The organism is Nocardioides insulae DSM 17944 (assembly GCF_000422825.1).
GTDB classification, from domain to species: Bacteria; Actinomycetota; Actinomycetes; order Propionibacteriales; family Nocardioidaceae; genus Nocardioides; species Nocardioides insulae.
In genome coordinates this window covers 68,669-87,997 of record NZ_AUGU01000015.1, presented here as the reverse complement: position 1 = coordinate 87,997, position 19,329 = coordinate 68,669, and the positions used below count along the sequence as shown (strand labels likewise).

Genomic DNA, 19,329 nt, shown 5'->3' with positions numbered 1-19,329 from the left:
AGGACGGGCGAAGATGAGCGATCAGGGCACCACCCTCACCGAGGCACAGCTGAGCGCGGTGGAGGCCGAACTCGCCCAGGACGGCGTCTGGGTCGCCGACCAGCTGCGTGACCAGGTCTCGCCGGCCCAGGAGCAGCAGATCGAGGACGCGGTGGCCTCCTCCAGCGCTCCGGCGTACGTGACCCTCGCCCGGCTCGACCACGACGACCCCCTCACCTCGGGTTCTCCGGCCGATCTGGCCCGCATCATCCACCTCGACACCGGCAGGGACGGCCACTACCTGGGGGTCCCCTCCTACGGCGACCTGCGCGTGGAGGTCACCTCCTTCCCCGACCAGTCCGCGGACTGGTACGCGAGCGCTCTGGCCGAGGAGGAGCACCCCGGCGACCTCACCGCCCAGGTACTCACCACCCTCGACCTGCTCGGCGACCCCGCCGCGGCCCGCGAGCAGTACAACCAGACCCATCCGGAACCGGGCGGCCCCCCGGACCCCACCGACCCCATCGGCACCGGAACCGGCGGTGCCCCGACCCCCTGGCTCCTCGGCGGCGGTCTGCTCGTCCTGACCGTGGTCGCCGCGGTGGTGTTCGACCGCCGTCGCCGCCGTCGTCGTACCCCGGTCGCCTCGGCGGTCGAGGGCCGCAGCCTCGTCCTGCCCGTCACCGTGTTGGGGACCGTCCGGGCCGCCGAGGACCGCCGCCGCGAGGATGAGGCGCTGGCCGCCGTACTCGGCCTTGGCGAGGCGATCGACGCCGCGGAGCTCCGCGCGAACCGCGATGAGGTACGCCGGGCGTGGCAGGCCGCACTCGACCACTACGACGTCGCCAGCCGCATCCTCCACCGCGACCACACCCCCGCCGACGCCGTCGGGGCCCTGGTGCTCGCCCGCCGGGGCCACGAGGCAATGGCGGCGGCGCTGGCGCGGAAGGGCTGGACGCCGGCGCGGCCGTGCTACTTCAACGCCCTGCATCCCGCCGCCGCCCGCCGGGTGTCGTGGTCTGAGTCCGGTTCTAAGTCCGGGTCGGAGGCGGGTTCGGGGTCGGAGTCGGGCCGCGCCGAGGTCAGCGTCGAGGTCCCTGCCTGCCCGGCGTGCGCGGACGCCGTCCGCGCCGGTCGGGAGCCCGCGGACATCCTCGACTTCCTCGCGCACGGCGTGCCGCGGCACTACTTCACCCTCGATCTCGGCGCCTGGAGCGAGTCCGGCTACGGGGCCCTCGACACCGATCTGCTGGCGCGCCTGCTGGCCTTCCGAGGTCACGACTGAGCGCCGCGCGGCGCCCGACCGGCCGGGGCACGCCTCAGGGGCGTCTGCCGAGGAGCCGCACGGCCACGCGACATCGGGTGGGCGAGCCTCGACGGCTCCGCTTCGGGTGAGGTGACCCGCCACGCCGGACGACGCTCGCCTCTCGTGGTCTTGTTTCAACTGTCTCCTAGGCTCGGAGTGTGCCTTCGCCCTCGACGCCCGCCCGCATCCTGCGTGATCCCGCGGAGCGGGTGAGCCCGCGGGCACCGCTGATGTGGTTCCTGGGTGCCCTGATCGGCGGTCTGGTGCTGCTCGGCGCGGCACTCGCCGTGCAACTGCTCTGGCTGGACTGGCCGTGGTGGGCCTACGCACTGCTGGTTGTGGTGGTGGCCGGCTATGTCGTGGTCATGCCGCAGTGGCGCTACCGGGTGCACCGCTGGGAGGTCACCGACACCGCCGTCTACACCCAGACCGGCTGGTGGACGCGGGAACGCCGGATCGCCCCGATGTCGCGCATCCAGACCGTCGATTACTCCCAGGGCGCACTGTCGCGGATCTTCGGGCTGGCGAGTGTCACCGTCACCACCGCCTCGGCCGCCGGCGCGCTGGAGATCGCCGGCCTCGAGGCGGGCCGCGCCCAGGCGCTCGCCGAGGACCTCACCCACAAGGCGCACGTCGTACCGGGTGATGCCACATGAGCGAGGCCCGCGACCCCGCCGGATCGGGCTGGGACCCCCCTTCCGCACCCGCCGGTGCCCCCGGCGACACACACCTCCCCCGGACCGCCGCCGAGGACGACACGCCCCCCGAGTCCGGCGGGAGCGTGCCCGGCATGCCCGATCGGCCGGGCCCGGGCGAGGAACTCCATCGGGACGCCGACTGGCAGCGACTGGATCCTCGGATGCTGTTCGTGCACCCGGTCAAGGAGTTGGTGCGATTCGTGCCTGTCCTGATCGCGGTGTTCGTGATCGGTTCCGCCAACGGGCCGGCCTGGTGGCAGGTCGCGGCGATCGCCGTACCGGTGGCCCTCGGCGTCCTGCGCTATCTGACGACCACGTTCCGGGTCGCCCAGGGCCAGGTGCAGCTACGGCGTGGCCTCTTCGAGCGCCACCGTCTCGCCGTGCCGCTCGACCGGGTCCGCACCGTCGACCTGTCCGCCTCGATCTTCCACCGGCTGCTCGGGCTCACCACGATCAAGGTCGGCACCGGCAGCGCCTCCAGCGACGCCGATGAGCAACTCGACCTCGACGCCCTCCCCACCCCGCGCGCGGAGCAACTGCGCCGCGAACTGCTCCGCGGCGCCACCACCGCGCCCGCGCCGGAAGGTGCGCACGCCCGAGGCCCCGGGGAACCGCCGCCCCCGCCGGCTCCCCCGGTGGCGAGCTTCCGGCTCGGCTGGCTCCGCTACGCCCCCTTGACCGGCGGCGGACTGGCGATCGCCGGTGCGACCATCGGCCTCGGCGTCCAGTTCGTCACCGAGTTCGGCATCGACGTGGACACGACCGGGCTGCCCGACCGGGTGACCTGGTGGCTGGTGGTCCTCGGTCTGCTCGCCTTCGCGGTGGTCGTGCTGGCCCTCTCCGTCTTCGCCTACGCGGCGGCGTACTGGGGTCTCACGCTCTCCCACCCCTGGCCCGGGGCGCCATGGCACGTACGGCGCGGGCTGTTCACCACCCGCGAGACCAGCATCGACGAGGACCGTCTCGCCGGCGTGTCCGTGGGCGAGGGACTCGTCCTGCGCGCCGCCGGAGCGGCCAAGCTGGGGGCGATCGTGACCGGGCTGCGCAGCGACTCGACCCTGGTGCCGCCGTGTCCCAAGGAGGTCGGGAGCCTCGCCGCCGCCGCGATCCTCGGCGAGGCCACCGCGGTCACCGGGCCGCTGACCGGCCACGGTCCGCTGGCGGTACGCCGGCGCTACACCCGCGCGCTGATCCCCACCGCGGTCCTGAGCCTCGCCGTGCTGCTGGTGGGTCTCGATCCCCTCGAGAGCGTCCCCGTCGACCTAGGCTGGGCGACCTGGCTCAGCCCGCTGCCGATCCTGATCGGGCTGGGCCTGGCCGTGGACCGCTCCCGTTCGCTGGGCCACGCGCTGGCCGGCTCCGACAGGAGGCTGCTGGTGGCCCGTTCGGGCAGCATGCTGCGCCGCCGCGACGTCCTGAGCACCGAGCACGTCATCGGCTGGACCTTCCGAAGCAGCTGGTTCCAGCGCCGGGCCGCCCTGGCCACGACCGTCGCCACCACCGCCGGCGGCCGGCAACAGGTCACCGTGCTCGACGTGCCCGAGCGCGACGCCGTCGTACTCGCCGACCGTGCCGTGCCCGGGCTGGTGAGCCAGTTCCTGGCCCCTCCGCCCGCGCCATAGGGGAAGCGTCCCGACGCGTGCGCGCAGTGCTCAGGGAAGGCAGAGCAGGTCGGCCAGCCGGGTCACCTGCAACTCGAAGAGCGCGTCGGGGTCGCCCATCGCATCGGCGCCGTACTGACCGAACACCTCGAAGCTGACACAGCCGAACAGCGCGCTCCACACGAGGACACCGGTCGCCACCACGTCGTCGGGAAGGTCGATCCCGAAGGCCTCGCGCACCTCCTCGAACCCCGAGACCAGCGCCGGTGTCGCGCTCGCCCCAGTCGCGCGGTGGTGCGCCGCGATGTCGATCCGGCCCGCGGCGTAGGCATCGGACACGATGCTCATCAGGAGCCGCGGCACCCGGGTGCCCGCGGCGACGGTGCGCTCCTCCGGCGCGCGGTAGCCGGGCACCGGCGAGCCGAAGAGCAGTGCGTACGTCGCCGGTTCCGCGCGCGCCCACGTCCGCACCGCACGGCCCAGCGCCCCCAACCGCCCGCGCGGGTCCGCGGTGGGTACCTCGGCCACCGCATCCTCCACCCGGCGGCTGAGCTCGTCGTACCCCTCCACGATGAGGAGGGTGAGCAGCTCGTCGCGGCTCTGCACGTAGCGGTAGACCGCCGAGGACACCACGCCGAGGTCGCGGGCGATCGCCCGCAGGGAGAGTCCGGCGGCGCCGTCGGTAGCGAGGTGCCGCCGCCCGATCCGCACGATCTCGTCCATCGTCTGGGCACGGGCACGCGCCCGCGGGGTGGTCGCCATGGCCCCACCCTCCCCAGCGGAGAGAGCGGTGTCAACAAATGTGAGCACCGCTCTTGCTTTCCCCTTGAACCTCCCCCACACTCGAATCGAGAGCACTGCTCTCAGATCCGAATCCGAGCACGATCCCGACCCGAACGAGGGAGACACCATGAGCGCCACCACCCACGACGTCGTCATCGGAGCCGGCCAGGTCGGCACCACGGTCGCCGCGCAACTCCTCGGGAGCGGCCGGAGGGTCCGGCTGATCACCCGATCGGGCCGGGGAGCCGCGAGCCTCGAGGGCCACCCGCCCCTCGAGCGGGTCACCGCGGACGCCTCCGAGCCGGCCACCCTTGCCGGCCCCTTCGAGGGCGCCGGAGCGGTCTACGACTGCATGCACGGGAGCGCCTACTCGGCGAAGGCCTGGCGAGCCGAACTCCCCCGCGCCGAGCGCGCCATCATGGACGCCGCCCAGCGCGCCGCCGCGGTCGTGGTCTTCCCCGAGAGCCTCTACTCCTACGGTCCGGTCTCCGTGCCCATGACCGAAGACCTTCCCCGCGAGGCCCGTACCGGCAAGCTGGGGGTCCGAGCGGACCTGCTGCGCGCCCGCGCGGCCCACCCGACACCCACCGTGAGCGTCGCCGCCTCCGATTTCTACGGGCCGGAGGTGCTGATGGCGCATGCGCATGCGGGCGAACGGATGGCCCGGGCCGTGCTCGACCAGCGCACTCTGTGGGTCATCGGGAGGCCCGACGCACCCCACGCGTGGACCTACGTGCCCGACCTGGCGAGTGCGATGATCCGGGCCGCGAACGACGAGAGCCTGTGGAACAGCTTCCTGCTCGCCCCCACCGCGGCACCGGTCTCGCAGCGCGAGATGGTCGAGCGGTACGCCGAGGCCGCCGGCGTACCGGCGCCGCGGGTGCGGTCCATCCCGACCCGGCTTCTGAAGCTGGCCGGGATGATGTCCTCCGGGGCCCGCGAGATGGCCGAGACGGGCTACATGCTCGACCGGCGGTTCGAGGTCGATTCCTCGCTCAGCGAGACCCGGCTCGGCCTGGCCCCCACGACCCTGGAGGCAGGGGTGAAGGAGACCATCGCCTGGTGGCGGGCCCGGAGCGACACCGGCTCTACCGGTGTCGCGTGAGCGGATCGGAAACCTGAGGATCGCGCCCGAAACCTTCCCGTGACCGAACCCACACCCACACTGTCGGTGGTCCTCGGTAGGTTGACGCGCATGTTCTCGAAGGTATTGGTGGCCAACCGCGGTGAGATCGCGATCCGAGCTTTTCGCGCGGCCTATGAGCTGGGTGCCAAGACGGTGGCGGTGTTCCCGTACGAGGATCGGGGCAACGAGCACCGCTTGAAGGCCGATGAGGCCTACCAGATCGGGGAGAAGGGCCACCCGGTGCGGGCCTACCTCGACCCCGAGGAGATCGTCCGGGTCGCGGTGTCCTCGGGTGCCGACGCGGTCTACCCCGGCTACGGCTTCCTCTCGGAGAATCCCGCTCTGGCCGAGGCTTGCGCCGCGGCCGGGATCACCTTCATCGGGCCGAGCTCGCGGGTGCTGGAGCTGACCGGCAACAAGGCCCGTGCGATCGCGGCGGCCAAGGCCGCCGGCGTGCCGACCCTGGCCTCGGTGGCCCCCTCCACCGATGTCGACGCCCTGCTCGAGGCCGCCGCAGACCTGTCCTACCCGCTGTTCGTCAAGGCCGTCGCCGGCGGTGGTGGCCGAGGGATGCGGCAGGTCGATGAGCCCGGCCCCGATCAGCAACTGCTGCGCGACGCGGTGGAGACCTGCATGCGTGAGGGCGAGGCCGCCTTCGGGGATGCGACCGTGTTCATCGAGCAGGCCGTGGTCGAGCCCCGTCACATCGAGGTGCAGATCCTCGCCGACGGCGAGGGCAACGTGGTGCACCTGTTCGAGCGGGACTGCTCGGTGCAGCGCCGCCATCAGAAGGTCGTCGAGATCGCCCCCGCCCCGCATCTGGACCCGGATCTGCGCGAGCGGATGTGTGCCGACGCGGTGCGCTTCGCCAGCGAGATCGGCTACTCCTGCGCCGGCACGGTCGAGTTCCTGCTCGACCCGCAGGGCAACTACGTCTTCATCGAGATGAACCCCCGGATCCAGGTCGAGCACACCGTGACCGAGGAGGTCACCGACGTCGACCTGGTCCAGGCCCAGATGCGGATCGCTTCGGGCGAGACGCTGGCCGACCTCGGCCTGTCCCAGGACACCATCCGGCTGCGCGGAGCCGCGCTGCAGTGTCGGATCACCACCGAGGATCCGGCCAACGAGTTCCGCCCCGACACCGGGGTGATCACCGCCTACCGCTCCCCCGGTGGCGCCGGAGTGCGTGTCGACGGCGGTACCACCTACGCCGGCGCCGAGATCAGCGCGCACTTCGACTCCATGCTGGCCAAGCTGACCTGCCGCGGCCGCACCTTCGACGACGCGGTGAAGCGGGCCCGGCGGGCGGTGGCCGAGTTCCGAATCCGCGGCGTGGCCACCAACATCGCGTTCCTGCAGGCCCTGCTGGACGACCCCGACTTCGAGGCCGGCCGGGTCACCACCAGCTTCATCCCCACCCACCCGAAGCTGCTCACTGCCCGGGCCTCCGGTGACCGGGGCACCAAGCTGCTGACCTTCCTCGCCGACGTGACAGTCAACCAGCCGCACGGAGCGGCCCGGGTCTCGGTGGACCCGGTCACCAAGCTGCCCGGCCTCGAGGCCGGTCTCGACCTGTCCGCCCCGGCCCCCGACGGGTCGCGGCAGCGGTTGCTTGAGCTCGGCCCGGAAGGGTTCGCGGCCGCGCTGCGCGCCCAGCGCGAGGTGGCGGTCACCGACACCACCTTCCGCGATGCCCACCAGTCGCTGCTGGCCACCCGGGTCCGCACCCGCGACCTGACCAACGTCGCGGGCCACGTGGCCCGGCTGACCCCGCAGCTGTGGTCGCTGGAGGCCTGGGGCGGGGCGACCTACGACGTCGCCCTGCGGTTCCTGTCCGAAGACCCCTGGGAGCGGCTGACCGCGCTGCGCGAGACGGTGCCCAACATCTGCCTGCAGATGTTGCTGCGCGGTCGCAACACCGTCGGCTACACCCCCTACCCCACCACCGTCACCAACGCGTTCGTGGCCGAGGCCGCGGCCACCGGCATCGATGTCTTCCGGATCTTCGACGCCCTCAACGACGTCTCCCAGATGCGGCCCGCGATCGACGCCGTCCGCGCCACCGGCACCGGCGTGGCCGAAGTCGCGCTGAGCTACACCGGTGACCTCTCCGACCCCGGCGAGGAGCTCTACACCCTCGACTACTACCTGCACCTGGCCGAGCAGATCGTCGAGGCCGGGGCGCACGTGCTGGCGATCAAGGACATGGCCGGCCTGCTCCGGGCACCGGCCGCCCGCACCCTGGTCACCGCCCTGCGCGAGCGGTTCGACCTGCCCGTGCACCTGCACACCCACGACACCACCGGCGGCCAGTTGGCCACCCTCACCGCGGCGATCGAGGCCGGTGTCGACGCGGTCGACGCCGCCACCGCGGCGATGGCCGGCACCACCTCCCAGCCCCCACTGTCCGCCCTGGTCGCCGCGACCGACCACTCCGAGCGGGAGACCGGCCTCGACCTGGCGGGGGTCAACGCCCTGGAGCCCTACTGGGAGGCCGTCCGACGCCTCTACGCCCCCTTCGAGTCCGGTCTGCCCTCCCCCACCGGCCGGGTCTACCGCCACGAGATCCCCGGCGGACAACTCTCCAACCTGCGCCAGCAGGCGATCGCGCTCGGCCTGGGTGAGAAGTTCGAGCAGATCGAGGACACCTACGCAGCCGCCAACGACCTGCTCGGCCGGATCCCCAAGGTCACCCCCTCCTCCAAGGTCATCGGCGACCTCGCCCTGGCCCTGGTCGCCGCCGGCGCCGACCCCTCCGATCTGTCCGGCTTCGCCGCCGACCCGTCCACCTACGACATCCCCGACTCGGTGATCGGGTTCCTGCACGGTGAGCTCGGCGACCCGCCCGGCGGCTGGCCCGAGCCCTTCCGGGCCAAGGCCACCGCCGGTCGCACCTGGACCCCGCCCGCCGAGACCCTCGATCCCACCGACGAGGCCGACCTGACCACCTCCGGACGCGCCCGGCAGACCACCCTCAACCGGCTGCTCTTCCCCGGCCCGACCCGCGAGTTCGAGGCCGCCCGCTCCCAGTACGGCGACCTGTCCGTGCTGCCCACCCGCGACTACCTCTACGGCCTCCGCTTCGGCGAGGAGCACAGCGTCATGCTCTCCGAGGGCAAGGAGCTCCTGCTCGGCATCCGCGCCATCGGCGAGCCCGACGAGCGCGGCTACCGCACCGTGATGTGCACCATCAACGGCCAACTCCGCCCCATCGCGGTGCGCGACCGCTCCGTCTCCGCTGCCGTCGCCGCCGCCGAGAAGGCCGACCCCGCCACCCCCGGCCAGATCGCCGCCCCCTTCCAGGGCGTGGTCACCACCACCGTGGCCGAGGGCGACCAGGTCAAGAGCGGTGACACCATCGCCACCATCGAGGCGATGAAGATGGAAGCCAACATCACCGCACCCATCGACGGCACCATCACCCGCGTCGCCGTCCCCGGCCCGCAGTCGGTCGACGGCGGCGACCTGGTGGTGGTGATCGGCTGAGAGCAGGGCCGGCCCGAGGGCGACCTCGGGCCGGTGCCACCCGCCGCGACGGAGGTACGTGCGGCCTCGCGTCGCTGCGTCAGGATTCTGCGGCCAGAGGTGTCCCCGTCGGCCGGGTGTTCCGGTCGGCCGGGTGGTCCTGTCCGCCTGCTGTTCCGGTCGGCCGGGTGATGGCGCCGGGGCCGCGGACCTCAGGCGTCCCACTCCCAGTTGAACTCCGCGCTCCCGGTGGAGCGACACACTGGGAGTGCGCCTCTCGCCGGTTGCCCGGTGGAACGCGCAGCGCCCGGTCAGTGCCGTAGGTCGGCCCCTGCGCGCGGCCAGGTGATCAGACCCGGTGAAGGCGTCGGGCCGCCTCGGCGGTGGAACCGCTCATCGACGGGTAGACCGTGAACGCGGCGGCGAGCTGATCCGCGGTGAGATTGGCTGTGACCGCCAGCGTGATGGGGTGGATCAGTTCGCTCGCCCGGGGACCGACCACGACGCCGCCCACCACGATGCCGGAGCCGGGGCGAGCGAAGATCTTCACGAATCCGTCACGCACGCCCTGCATCTTGGCGCGCGGGTTGCCCTTCAGGTCCAGTCGGACGACGTCGGCGATGACGTCGCCGGAGTCGACTGCCTTCTGGGTGGCACCGACCGTGGCGATCTCGGGGCTGGTGAAGACGTTCGAGCTCACCTGCCCGAGGTCGATCGGGGAGACGGCGTCCCCCAGGAAGTGCTGCATCGCGATCCGGCCGGCCATCGCGGCCACCGAGGCGAGCATGAAGCCGCCGGTGCAGTCGCCGGCGGCGTACACGGGGAAGGCGTGGGTGCGGGAGACCCGGTCGATCTTGACGAAGCCACCCTCGTCGAGCTTCACGCCGGCCTCCTGGAGGCCGATGCCCTCGGTGTTGGGGACCGATCCGAGGGCCAGGATGCAGTGCGACCCGGTCACCTCACGGCCGTCGGTGAGGGTGACGGTGACGGTGTCACCGGTCCGGGTGACCGACTGCATCCGCGACTTCCCGAGCACGGTCATGCCACGGCGGGTGAGCACGTCCTCGAGGACCACGGCGGCATCGGCGTCCTCACCGGGCAGCACCCGGTCACGGGAACTGATCAGCGTGACCGGCACACCGAGGGACTGGTAGGCACTGGCGAACTCGGCGCCGGTCACCCCGGAGCCCACCACGATCATGTGGGTGGGCAGGTCGGTCAGGTCGTAGACCTGTTCCCAGGTGAGGATCCGCTCGCCGTCCGGCTGGGCGCTCGGAAGCGTGCGCGGACGCGCACCCGTGGCGATCAGGACGGCGTCCGCGTCGATGCTCTGCTCGGTGCCGTCGTGCAGGGTGGCGATCACCCGGCGGGGGCCGTCCAGCCGCCCGACGCCCTTGAGGATGGTGATGTCGCGACGCACCAGGCGACCCTCGATGTCGCGGGACTGCTCGGCCGCCAGCGCCTGGACACGGGCGTTGACCTGAGCGAGGTCGGCGTGGACGGTCGTCGCCGCGGTGCCTTGCCCGCCGTCGCCCACCATGGTGATGCCGAGTTCGGCCGCGCTGGCCATGTCGGTCATCAGGTCGGAGGTCGCGATCAGGGTCTTGCTGGGCACACAGTCGGTGAGGACCGCCGATCCCCCGAGACCGTCCCGATCGACGACGGTGACCTCCGCGCCGAGCTGATGTGCCACGAGTGCGGCTTCGTATCCGCCGGGTCCGCCACCGATGATCACCACGCGAGCCATGGGCACATTCTTGCAGTGGATCGATCCAAGCACCGAGTCGGCACCGACAGGACTGCTGTCGGCTTAGCAGAGCGGTTCCATCGAGCGAAATACCTCGTATTGATGAGATCCCTGACCGGCGCCACTCCCGGGTGGGTCCGATCTGCCTTCAATGGACGGTCTGACTCGCAGGGAGGACAGATGCTCGGTATCGAGACCTCACGAACCATCACCGATCCACGTACCCGCGCAGCCGCACTCAGGAGCGCCGGGCTCCTGGCCATGACGATGCTCACGGTGGGTGTCGGCACCGCGGTTCTCCCGTCGCCGGCCTCGGCGGCACCCGCCATGTGTCACGGCCTGCCCGCCACCGTGGTGACCACCGCACGACAGGCCGAGCAGGCTGCGACCGACCGGGACGACGTCGTACTGGTCGCCGGATACGTCCCGTTCGAAGCCGGCGCAGGTGACGACACCGTCTGCGTCGCCCGACGACTGCGGCAGGGCACCGAGGTGTCCGGTGGTCCGGGGAACGACTGGATCCGAGGAGGCAACGGGACCGACGTCCTCGGCGGGGACGCCGGAGACGACGTGGTCCTCGGGCTGGGGGGACGAGATCTGCTCGGGGACGATCGCTCGATGGGAGGCACTCCGGACGGCGCCGACCTGGTCTCCGGAGGGGGCGGTGACGACTTCTTCGACGGGACGGTGACCGGTGCGGCCGACCGTCTGCGAGGGGACTCCGGCCAGGACACCTTGGCCTTTCCCCAGAATGCGGACCCCGCCCTGCGCCTGGATCTCGCCGCCGGGGCCGTCCGCGCGCGCTCCGGTGGCGCCTCCGACACCTTCAGCGGCATGGAGGCGTACACCGGGTCCGGGAAGGACGACCTGATCCTCGGTACGAACGGGCGCGACGAGATCGACGGGCGCGGTGGCGTGGACACCATCCATGCCCGATCTGGCCGCGACCACATCCACACCTTCGCGGGCACAGTGTTCGCCGGGCCAGGCAACGACTGGGTGGATGATGCGGACGTGCTCGACCGCCGGAGCACGGTCGGCCAGGTGGGTGGACGGGCCCGATCAAGCCTCACGGTCCGGCTCGGTCCCGGGAAGGACCTCGCCTACGCCTGGTCACGCGGCCACGTGCACGCCGGCCCCGGCGCCGACCGGATCGAACTCGACCTCCCGTTCCAGCGCCTGCGGATGCGGCTGTGGGGCGACGGCGGTCCCGACACCCTGACCTGGGCCGGCTGCCCTGCCACGCTCGACAACCGAGCCGGCTGGTTCCGCTGTGGTGGCAAGAACCGGCGAGTCCGCGCGATCGGCCTGGAGCGGTTCCAGGCCAACGTGTGCTCCGGCCAGTTCGCCTGCGACCGGCAGGGGTACGACGACGTCCTGCGCGGCAGCGGCCGGGCCGAAGTCTTCCGGGGCGGTGGCGGCGATGACCGCATGCTCGGCCGGATGGGCCGCGACTTCCTCGTCGGCGGCAACGGCAGTGACATCGGCTGGGGCGGCCCAGGGAAGGACCGGTGCCGCCTGGTCGAGGTCCGGCGCAGCTGCTGACCGGCCGTCGGAGGGCCGCCTCCTGGGTAGCGGTGGAAAGCACCGTGGGGTGCATCGAACACATCTCCCGTGTCCGATGCACCCCACGGTGCAGTGTGGCCGCCTGAGGCGGCCTACCGATCAGAGGTTGATCATGTGCCCGGCGATGCCGTGCACGGCCTCCTTGACCGCCTCGGAGAGGGTCGGGTGGGCGAACACGTTGCGGGAGACCTCGTCCGCGGTGAGATCCCACTGCTGGGCCAGGGTCAGCACCGGCAGCTGCTCGGTGACGTCGGGGCCGATCAGGTGGGCGCCGAGGAACTCGTTGTGCTCGGCGTCGGCGACGATCTTGACGAACCCGACCGCCTCGCCGAGGCCCTGTGCCTTGCCGTTGGCCGAGAAGGGGAACGTGGCCGTCTTGACGTCGTACCCCTTCTCCTTGGCCTGGGCCTCGGAGTAGCCGAAGGAGGCGATCTGCGGCTGGCAGTAGGTCGCCCGCGGGATCATGTCGAAGTCGATCTCCATGGTGTCCGCACCGGCGATGGTCTCGGAGGCGACGATGCCCATCGCCTCGGCGACGTGGGCGAGCATCATCTTGCCGGTGACGTCACCGATGGCGTAGACACCCTCGACGTTGGTGCGGCCACGCTCGTCGACCGCGATCGCGCCCCGCTCGGTGAGCTGGACGCCGGCGTTGTCGAGGCCGTAGCCCTCGACCCGCGGGGCGAACCCGAAGGCGGCCAGCATCTTGTCGGCCTCGAGCACCTGCTCCTCGCCGCCTCCGGCGGGCGCGACGGTGATCCGAACGCCGGAGCCGGTGTCCTCGACACCCTTGACCGCGGTGGAGGTCATCACCTTGACGCCGAGCTTCTTGTAGTGCCGGGCGAGCTCCTTGGAGACGTCAGCGTCCTCGGTCGGGACCATCCGGTCGAGGAACTCCACGATGGTGACCTGGACCCCGAAGTTGGCCAGCACGTAGGCGAACTCGACACCGATCGCGCCGGAGCCGCCGATGATGATCGAGGAGGGGAGCTCGTCGGTGAGGATCTGCTCCTCGTAGGTCACGACGTTCTGGGAGAGGTTGACCCCGGGAACCGTGCGCACGGTGGCGCCGGTGGCGATGATCAGGTTGTCGAAGGTGTAGGAGGCGACCTGGCCGTCCTTGTCCTTGACGTCGATCGACTTCGGACCGCTGAGGTTGCCCCAACCGTCGATCTCGGTGATCTTGTTCTTCTTCATCAGGTAGTGGACGCCCTTGACGATGCCCGCGGAGACCTGACGGCTGCGCTTGTGGGTGGGGCCGAAGAACATGGTCGCCTCGCCCTCGATCCCGTACTTCTTCTTGTCGTGCGCGAGCAGGTGGGCGAGCTCGGCGTTCTTCAGCAGGGCCTTGGACGGGATGCACCCGACGTTGAGGCAGACACCGCCCCAGTACTTGTCTTCCACCACGGCAACGGACTTGCCGAGCTGGGCAGCGCGGATGGCGGCGACGTACCCACCGGGGCCGGCACCGAGGACGAGGACATCGAAGTGACTCACGCGCCCAAGGGTAGACCCGACCCCCCGGACTCTCCGCCTCGTGGGTGCTACTGGACGGTCACGGCCGCCCGGCACTCCCCGCCGCGGGCGGGCCGGGTTGTCCGGACCCACCACTAGGCTCACACCCGTGACGCTGTACGCCGCCTACGGGACCAATCTCGACCCCACCCTGATGAGCGCACGTTGCCCGCACTCCCCGCTGCACACCACCGGTTGGCTGGAGGGTTGGAGACTGACCTTCGGCGGCGAGGAGCACGGCTGGGACGGCGCCCTCGCGACGCTCGTGCAGGACAGCTTCGAGCAGGTGTTCGTGGCCGTCTACGACCTGACCGCGCCGGACGAGCGGGCCCTGGACCAGTGGGAGTCCGCCGACACCGGGCTCTACCGCAAGACCAAGGTGCGGGTGAGCACCCTGACCGACGACCTGCTGGTCTGGACCTACGTGCTCGACGCCCATGAGGGCGGCCTCCCCTCCGCGCACTACCTCGGCGCCCTCGCCAATGCGGCCGAGGCGGCCGACGCACCCGGCGACTATGTCGCGGCGCTCCGGGCCCGACCCTGCCGGTCGATCGGCCTGTGAGGGTCCCCCGACGCTCCTGGACGCGCCCGCCGTCGACCCCGGTCTTCCGTTGACCGGAAGGCGACGTGACTGCGACGGCCGTCACGGCGCATCATGCGCACCATGACCTTCGAGTACCTCGCGGACCCGTCCGGCCGACCGGCCTGGGACGGCGTCCTGCCCGGCAAGCCTGAGCCCTTCTTCCTCTCAGCGGGCGAGGGCGAGCACTCGCGGCTCTTCGGCGACCACTTCTCGGTGCTCCTGAGCGGCGATGAGACCGAGAACCAGTTCGGCATGATCCTGGCCAACTGCCCCAAGGGCGATCTCATCCCGGCGCACACCCATGCCGGCACCCACGAGACCTTCTTCGTCGTCGAGGGCAAGATCCGCCTCTTCGTGGAGATGGAGCCCGGCGAGAAGGTCTCCCGACTGCTCCTCCCAGGCGACTTCGCCTACGTGCCGGCCGGTCACGCGCACGCCTATCAGGTGGAGGAGGCCGGCAAGATGCTCGGCACCATCTCCGGCGGCTTCGAGCGCTTCTTCCAGCACATGGGCACCCTCACCGACCGCATCGATCCCGCCACCCCGCCGTTCATCCCGCCGTTCGAGCGGATGCAGGCCGCCGCCGAGCAGCACAACATGAGCTTCCACCCGGGCTTCGAGTGGCCGGAGCCCTCCACGGATGCCTGACTCGTCGGTGTCCCAGCGTCCGCCACTGGCTCCCCCGCCGCACCTGGCGCCGGTGCCGCCGGCGTACGTCGTCGACGGGATGCCCGTCCACCCGGCCCTGCCCTACGCCGCCCTGCCCGGGGCCCGGCCGCTCGAACTGGACCTCTACCGTCCGCTCGGCGACGACGCGGCGCCGGTGATCGCCTTCCTGCACGGCGGCGGCTGGCGGGTGGGGAGTCGTCGGCTGGTCGGGACCGCCGCGACCGCCGACCTCGTCCGCCCCTTCCTGGAGGCGGGTCTCGCGGTGGCCGCCGTCGACTACCGGCTCTCCGGCGAGGCGACCTGGCCCGCCCAGCGCGACGACGTGAGTACGGCGATCGCGTGGCTGCGCGGACGCGCCGGTGAACTCGGTCTCGACCCGACCCGGGTCGGTGTCTGGGGCGAGTCCGCCGGGGCGCACCTGGCCGCGACGGCAGGACTGCTCGGCACCGGTTCAGCAGCGGTGTCGGCGGTCGTCGGCTGGTACCCGCCCACCGATCTCGCGGCCATCCCGCCCGTGCTGGGCACAGACCCGGACGCGACCGACAGCCGCGAGGCCCTCCTGATCGGCGGCTCGCTCACGGCCAGGCCCGACCTCGCCCGCGACGCCAGTCCGGTCACCCACGTGCGCGCCGGCGCTCCGCCGTACCTCCTGCTCCACGGCGAGGCGGACACCTTCGTGCCCTGTGACCAGAGCCGTCGGCTCGCGGCCGCACTCGGCGAGGTCGGGGCCGAGGTCGAACTCCACACCTACCCCGGTGCGGAGCACATGTGGCTCGGCGGCCCCGAGGTCGCCCAGGACGCCGTGCAGCGCACCCTCGCGTTCTTCAGCCGCCACCTGGCTGACGGCGCCGCCCAGGTGGACCTCAGAAGCTGAAGACTGTGACGTTCTCGGGCGTCACGTCGCGCGGGTTGCCGGGGCTCATCCGGACCGACCGGCCCTGCGGGTCGAACTGGGCCGTGACCAGGGTCGCGGTGCGCTCGCCGAAGGGGCGGGCGGGGTCGGGGACGCAGCACACCGGCGCCTCGTGGGGGTCGGTGCGCATCAGCGCCAGCAGGTCCTCGAGCCCGCCCGGGTCGGGAGCGTCGGCCAGGCGCTCCTGAAGCAGTTCGTAGCGGGCCCGCGACGTGCTGACGGGCGAGGTCTCCAGCGCGCCCCCGGACAGTTCGGGGCTGAGGAAATGGTTGGTGTGGGCGAACCACCCCTCGGCGCCCAGGACCTGCTTGCCCTGCGGCGCGATCTCCACCATCCGCACCTCGTCGGGACCGGTCACGGTGATGACCGAGGATGAACTGGTCGGAGCGGACAGGATCAGGTCGATCGCCTCGTTCACCGACCCGGCGTGCGCCAGGACGCCGGCAAGGATCGCGTGCACCGGCACACCGCCGCCGTCGTCCGCGGCGTTGCGCAGGATGTTGAGATGGACGCCCAGTCCGGTGTCGTTCATCCCGATCTTGCCGAGCATGCCGTACTCCGCGAAGCCGGCGTGGTCGTGCTGCCCCTCCACGCCGGTCACCCGTTGGTAGTGCCAGACGTCGGCGAACTCGGCGTGCCAGTCCCAGGTCTGGGTGGACCAGGAGCCGCCGGGCCGGCTGAACGCCACCGTCGAGCACTCGTGCGGATCCACCGCGGCGAGCGCGAGGATCTCGGTGCGCGCGACGACCAGGCCGAGTTGCCACAACGCCACCCCCGCGCCGGCCGCGACCCCCTCGAGCTCCCGGTACTGCGCCTCGTCCCACGTCCGGAGCGCCCCCAGCGACTCGAGCGCACCGGCCCGCTGGGCGGATGCGCTGATCCCCTTGACCGCGAACAGGGCGGCGTAGGCCTCGATGGTCCGGCGGATCCCGCGGGTGGCTGCCTCCCCCCGAGCGCGACCCCGGGTCACGGCGTCCGCACCGCTGATCGTGAGCAACTGCGGGCTGATCGAGGCCGGCGGGGTCAGGGTGTCCGGGTCGAAGCGGGCGGTCGAGGTCTGGAGCGACATGGCTCACACCGTACGCCGTGAGCAGCGCCCGCCCGCCGCACGCACCCGAGCCGGTCCCGCCACGGTCAGGATGGGTAGGTCTACCGATGCGCCGGGCAGGGCGACGACGCGAGGCTGGTGTCCACGAAGGAGGTGGGCGCCATGGCCTCGCCCGATACCCGGATGATCGACCTCGACCAGGTCCGGATCGCCTACGCCGTCAGCGGATCCACGTCTCCACCGTTGGTGCTGGTGCACGGCAGTTGGGGGTCTCACCACAACTGGGATCCGGTGGTCACGGCCCTGTCTCGCCACCTCCGGGTCCTCACCTACGACCGGCGTGGACACAGCGAGAGCTCCGCCCCGCCCGGACAGGGCAGCTTCACCGAGGACGTCGCCGACCTGGCCGCGCTGATCGAACGGCTGGGAGTGGGGCCGGCCTGGGTCGCAGGCAACTCCAGCGGTGCCGTGATCGCGCTCCAGCTCGCCGCGGCCCGGCCCGATCTGTTGCGCGGTCTCGTGGCGCACGAACCGCCGCTGGTGGGCCTGCTCGCCCCCGGCACCGCGGAAGCGGAGGCCTGGGCGGCCCGCGACCGGGGTCCCGTGGCCGAGGTCGGCCGGCGGATCGCGGCCGGCGACCACGCCGGCGCCGCAGAGCAGTTCGTCGACGAGGTGGCCCTCGGGCCGGGCTCGTGGGCGCGGCTGCCCGAGTCCTTGCGTGCGATGATGACCGGCAACGCCCCGACCTATCTCGACGAGTTGCGCGACTCGTCCTGGCGGAGCCTCGACGAGCAGGCGCTGACCGGGTACGGCGGACCGGTACTGCTCACCGGCGGTGGCCAAAGTCCGGCGTTCTTCGCCGCCGTCCTCGACCGCCTGGAGGAATTCCTTCCTCACGCCGAACGGCACCTCCATCCCCAGGCCGGGCACATCCCTCATGTCACCCACCCCGAGGAGTACGTGGACACGCTCGTCCGCTTCGTCGGAGCGCACGAGCAGGCGGGGGCGGCCCGATGAGCCCGCGATCCGCACCCGAGGCCCCCACCGGCCGGTTCGACGTACGTGCCCCGGACGGGGTCTCGCTCGCGGTCTGGGTCGAGGGGGACGGTCCGCCGATGGTCCTGGTCCACGGCTCTATCCAGGACCACACCGTTTCTGCCGCGCTGGTCGCCGAGCTCAGCAGCGACCACACCACCTTCGCCATGGACCGCCGCGGGTTCGGAGCCAGCGGTGACGGCCCGGAGTACGCGATCGAGCGCGACTTCGAGGACGTCGCCGCAGTGGTCGACCGGGTCGCGGAGATCGCCGGCTCGTCGGTTGCGCTCTTCGGCCACTCCTACGGGGCGAACGGCGCGGCGGTGGCGGCGATCCGAGGGGCTCGTGTCCAGGTGCTGGAGGGGCACGCGCACCTGGCCCACCGGGAGGATCCTGCGCTCGTGGCCGGTGTCATCCGCACCTTGCTCGCCGAGTAGGCCCGATCCTCAGTCGTGCAGGAGGTCGTGCTCCATCGCGAAAAGAGCAGCACCGGCCCGCGTCGAGACGCCGATCTTGGCGTACACGTGCTGCACGTGATGCTCGGCGGTACGCCGGGAGATGACCAGGGCGCTCGCGATCTGTCGATTGGACGCCCCCGTCGCCACCAACCGCAGCACGTCGACCTCTCGGTCGCTCAGCCCGGCTGGTCTCCTCGGTACGACCCTCGTGCCGAGTTGGCCGGCCGCCTCCACGACCGCTCGGACACAATCGGGGTCGAGCCGACCGCGAGCGGCCGGCGCGGCCACCCGCTCGGCGGCCTGCTCGGGCGGAAGGGCACACCGATGTGGCCGCGACTGGGTCGATGTCTGATAGGCGTCGGCCGCCGCCAGGATTCGGGCACCGGTGGGGATGGCCGCGGCTCTGGCGCCATGGTGATACCCGCTTCCGTCGAGCCGCTCATGATGCAGTCCGGCGATCCTGCCGAGTCGCTCGAGCTCGGTGGAGCAGGCCAGGATCCGCTCGGTGTGGTACGGGTGCATCCGGACCTGCTCCACCTCGGCACGGGTCAGTGCTCCGCGCTTCTCCCAGATCCCGCTCGACACCGCCACCCGGCCGATGTCGTGCAGCAGCGCAGCGCGTCCGAGATCCCGGATCTCTCCGGCGGCCAACCCCAGCGAGCTGGCCGCGGCCCTGGTCAGCGCGGCCACCTCGGTGGAGTGGCCGAGGGTGCTCCGGGGATTTCAGGTCGGTCATCTCGGCGAAGCCGCGCGCGACCTGATCGAACTCGGGCTCGGTGATGCGGCGTACCGGCGCCGGCTCTGCGTCCAGCACCGCGATCCACGGGTCGTTCG

At 71.8% G+C, this 19,329-nt stretch carries 16 protein-coding genes; 11 read left to right on the top strand and 5 right to left on the bottom strand.

All coding sequences use genetic code 11. The features are described 5' to 3' along the window. Positions 1–13: 13 nt before the first annotated feature. The 3 genes from G515_RS0107105 to G515_RS0107095 all read left to right on the top strand — a co-directional run bounded on the left by G515_RS0107105 (position 14) and on the right by G515_RS0107095 (position 3,605). Positions 14–1,264: an LPXTG cell wall anchor domain-containing protein gene (locus G515_RS0107105; protein WP_028659603.1), complete on the top strand. Its 1,251-nt coding sequence runs from the start codon at positions 14–16 to the stop codon at positions 1,262–1,264. Between the two features lie 179 nt (positions 1,265–1,443). Beyond that, positions 1,444–1,941: a PH domain-containing protein gene (locus tag G515_RS0107100; RefSeq protein ID WP_028659602.1), complete on the top strand. Its 498-nt coding sequence runs from the start codon at positions 1,444–1,446 to the stop codon at positions 1,939–1,941. Further along, positions 1,938–3,605, top strand: coding sequence for a PH domain-containing protein (locus G515_RS0107095; protein WP_051217978.1), 1,668 nt, complete (start codon positions 1,938–1,940; stop codon positions 3,603–3,605). The genes G515_RS0107100 and G515_RS0107095 overlap by 4 nt, the downstream gene beginning before the upstream one ends. A 30-nt stretch (positions 3,606–3,635) precedes the next feature. Here G515_RS0107095 and G515_RS0107090 read toward each other — a convergent pair whose 3' ends face one another. After that, the gene (locus G515_RS0107090; protein WP_028659600.1) at positions 3,636–4,346 is read right to left on the bottom strand and encodes a TetR/AcrR family transcriptional regulator; all 711 of its coding nucleotides are present in this window, start codon (positions 4,344–4,346) and stop codon (positions 3,636–3,638) included. Positions 4,347–4,494: 148 nt separating this feature from the next. On the opposite strand from G515_RS0107090, the gene G515_RS0107085 reads away from it, so the two are divergent. Then, positions 4,495–5,472 (top strand): NAD-dependent epimerase/dehydratase family protein, encoded by a 978-nt coding sequence (locus G515_RS0107085; RefSeq protein ID WP_028659599.1) that lies wholly within the window; start codon positions 4,495–4,497, stop codon positions 5,470–5,472. A 90-nt stretch (positions 5,473–5,562) separates the two neighbouring features. Beyond that, entirely contained in the window at positions 5,563–8,982 is a 3,420-nt protein-coding gene (locus G515_RS0107080; RefSeq protein ID WP_028659598.1) for a pyruvate carboxylase, read from the top strand. A 328-nt stretch (positions 8,983–9,310) separates the two neighbouring features. On the opposite strand, the gene G515_RS0107075 is transcribed toward G515_RS0107080, so the two are convergent. Beyond that, positions 9,311–10,708 carry an NAD(P)H-quinone dehydrogenase gene (locus G515_RS0107075; protein WP_028659597.1) on the bottom strand — a complete coding sequence of 466 codons (1,398 nt, stop codon included), beginning with the start codon at positions 10,706–10,708 and terminating at the stop codon, positions 9,311–9,313. A 180-nt stretch (positions 10,709–10,888) separates the two neighbouring features. On the opposite strand from G515_RS0107075, the gene G515_RS0107070 reads away from it, so the two are divergent. Then, positions 10,889–12,253 carry a hypothetical protein gene (locus tag G515_RS0107070; protein WP_028659596.1) on the top strand — a complete coding sequence of 455 codons (1,365 nt, stop codon included), beginning with the start codon at positions 10,889–10,891 and terminating at the stop codon, positions 12,251–12,253. A 120-nt stretch (positions 12,254–12,373) separates the two neighbouring features. Here the strand turns inward: G515_RS0107070 and lpdA are convergent, their stop codons facing one another. Continuing rightward, the gene (gene lpdA / locus G515_RS0107065) at positions 12,374–13,771 is read right to left on the bottom strand and encodes a dihydrolipoyl dehydrogenase (protein ID WP_028659595.1); all 1,398 of its coding nucleotides are present in this window, start codon (positions 13,769–13,771) and stop codon (positions 12,374–12,376) included. Positions 13,772–13,898: 127 nt separating this feature from the next. Between lpdA and G515_RS0107060 the strand changes: the two genes are divergently transcribed. The 3 genes from G515_RS0107060 to G515_RS0107050 all read left to right on the top strand — a co-directional run bounded on the left by G515_RS0107060 (position 13,899) and on the right by G515_RS0107050 (position 15,915). Beyond that, positions 13,899–14,351, top strand: a complete 453-nt coding sequence (locus G515_RS0107060) for a gamma-glutamylcyclotransferase (RefSeq protein ID WP_028659594.1) — start codon at positions 13,899–13,901, stop codon at positions 14,349–14,351. Between the two features lie 102 nt (positions 14,352–14,453). Continuing rightward, positions 14,454–15,020: a quercetin 2,3-dioxygenase gene (locus tag G515_RS0107055; protein ID WP_028659593.1), complete on the top strand. Its 567-nt coding sequence runs from the start codon at positions 14,454–14,456 to the stop codon at positions 15,018–15,020. Next, entirely contained in the window at positions 15,013–15,915 is a 903-nt protein-coding gene (locus G515_RS0107050) for an alpha/beta hydrolase (RefSeq protein ID WP_051217977.1), read from the top strand. Before G515_RS0107055 ends, G515_RS0107050 begins: the two co-directional genes overlap by 8 nt. Here G515_RS0107050 and G515_RS19985 read toward each other — a convergent pair. After that, the gene (locus G515_RS19985) at positions 15,905–17,023 is read right to left on the bottom strand and encodes a C45 family autoproteolytic acyltransferase/hydrolase (protein ID WP_051217976.1); all 1,119 of its coding nucleotides are present in this window, start codon (positions 17,021–17,023) and stop codon (positions 15,905–15,907) included. The two genes, G515_RS0107050 and G515_RS19985, sit on opposite strands and share 11 nt — an antisense overlap. Before the next feature lie 141 nt (positions 17,024–17,164). On the opposite strand from G515_RS19985, the gene G515_RS0107040 reads away from it, so the two are divergent. Next, positions 17,165–18,019, top strand: coding sequence for an alpha/beta fold hydrolase (locus G515_RS0107040; RefSeq protein ID WP_028659591.1), 855 nt, complete (start codon positions 17,165–17,167; stop codon positions 18,017–18,019). Next, a complete protein-coding gene (locus G515_RS22560; RefSeq protein ID WP_051217975.1) occupies positions 18,016–18,474 on the top strand; it encodes an alpha/beta fold hydrolase in 459 nt (152 codons plus the stop codon). The genes G515_RS0107040 and G515_RS22560 overlap by 4 nt, the downstream gene beginning before the upstream one ends. A 9-nt stretch (positions 18,475–18,483) precedes the next feature. On the opposite strand, the gene G515_RS23770 is transcribed toward G515_RS22560, so the two are convergent. Next, entirely contained in the window at positions 18,484–19,185 is a 702-nt protein-coding gene (locus G515_RS23770; RefSeq protein WP_245565281.1) for an HD domain-containing phosphohydrolase, read from the bottom strand. Positions 19,186–19,329: the final 144 nt, after the last annotated feature.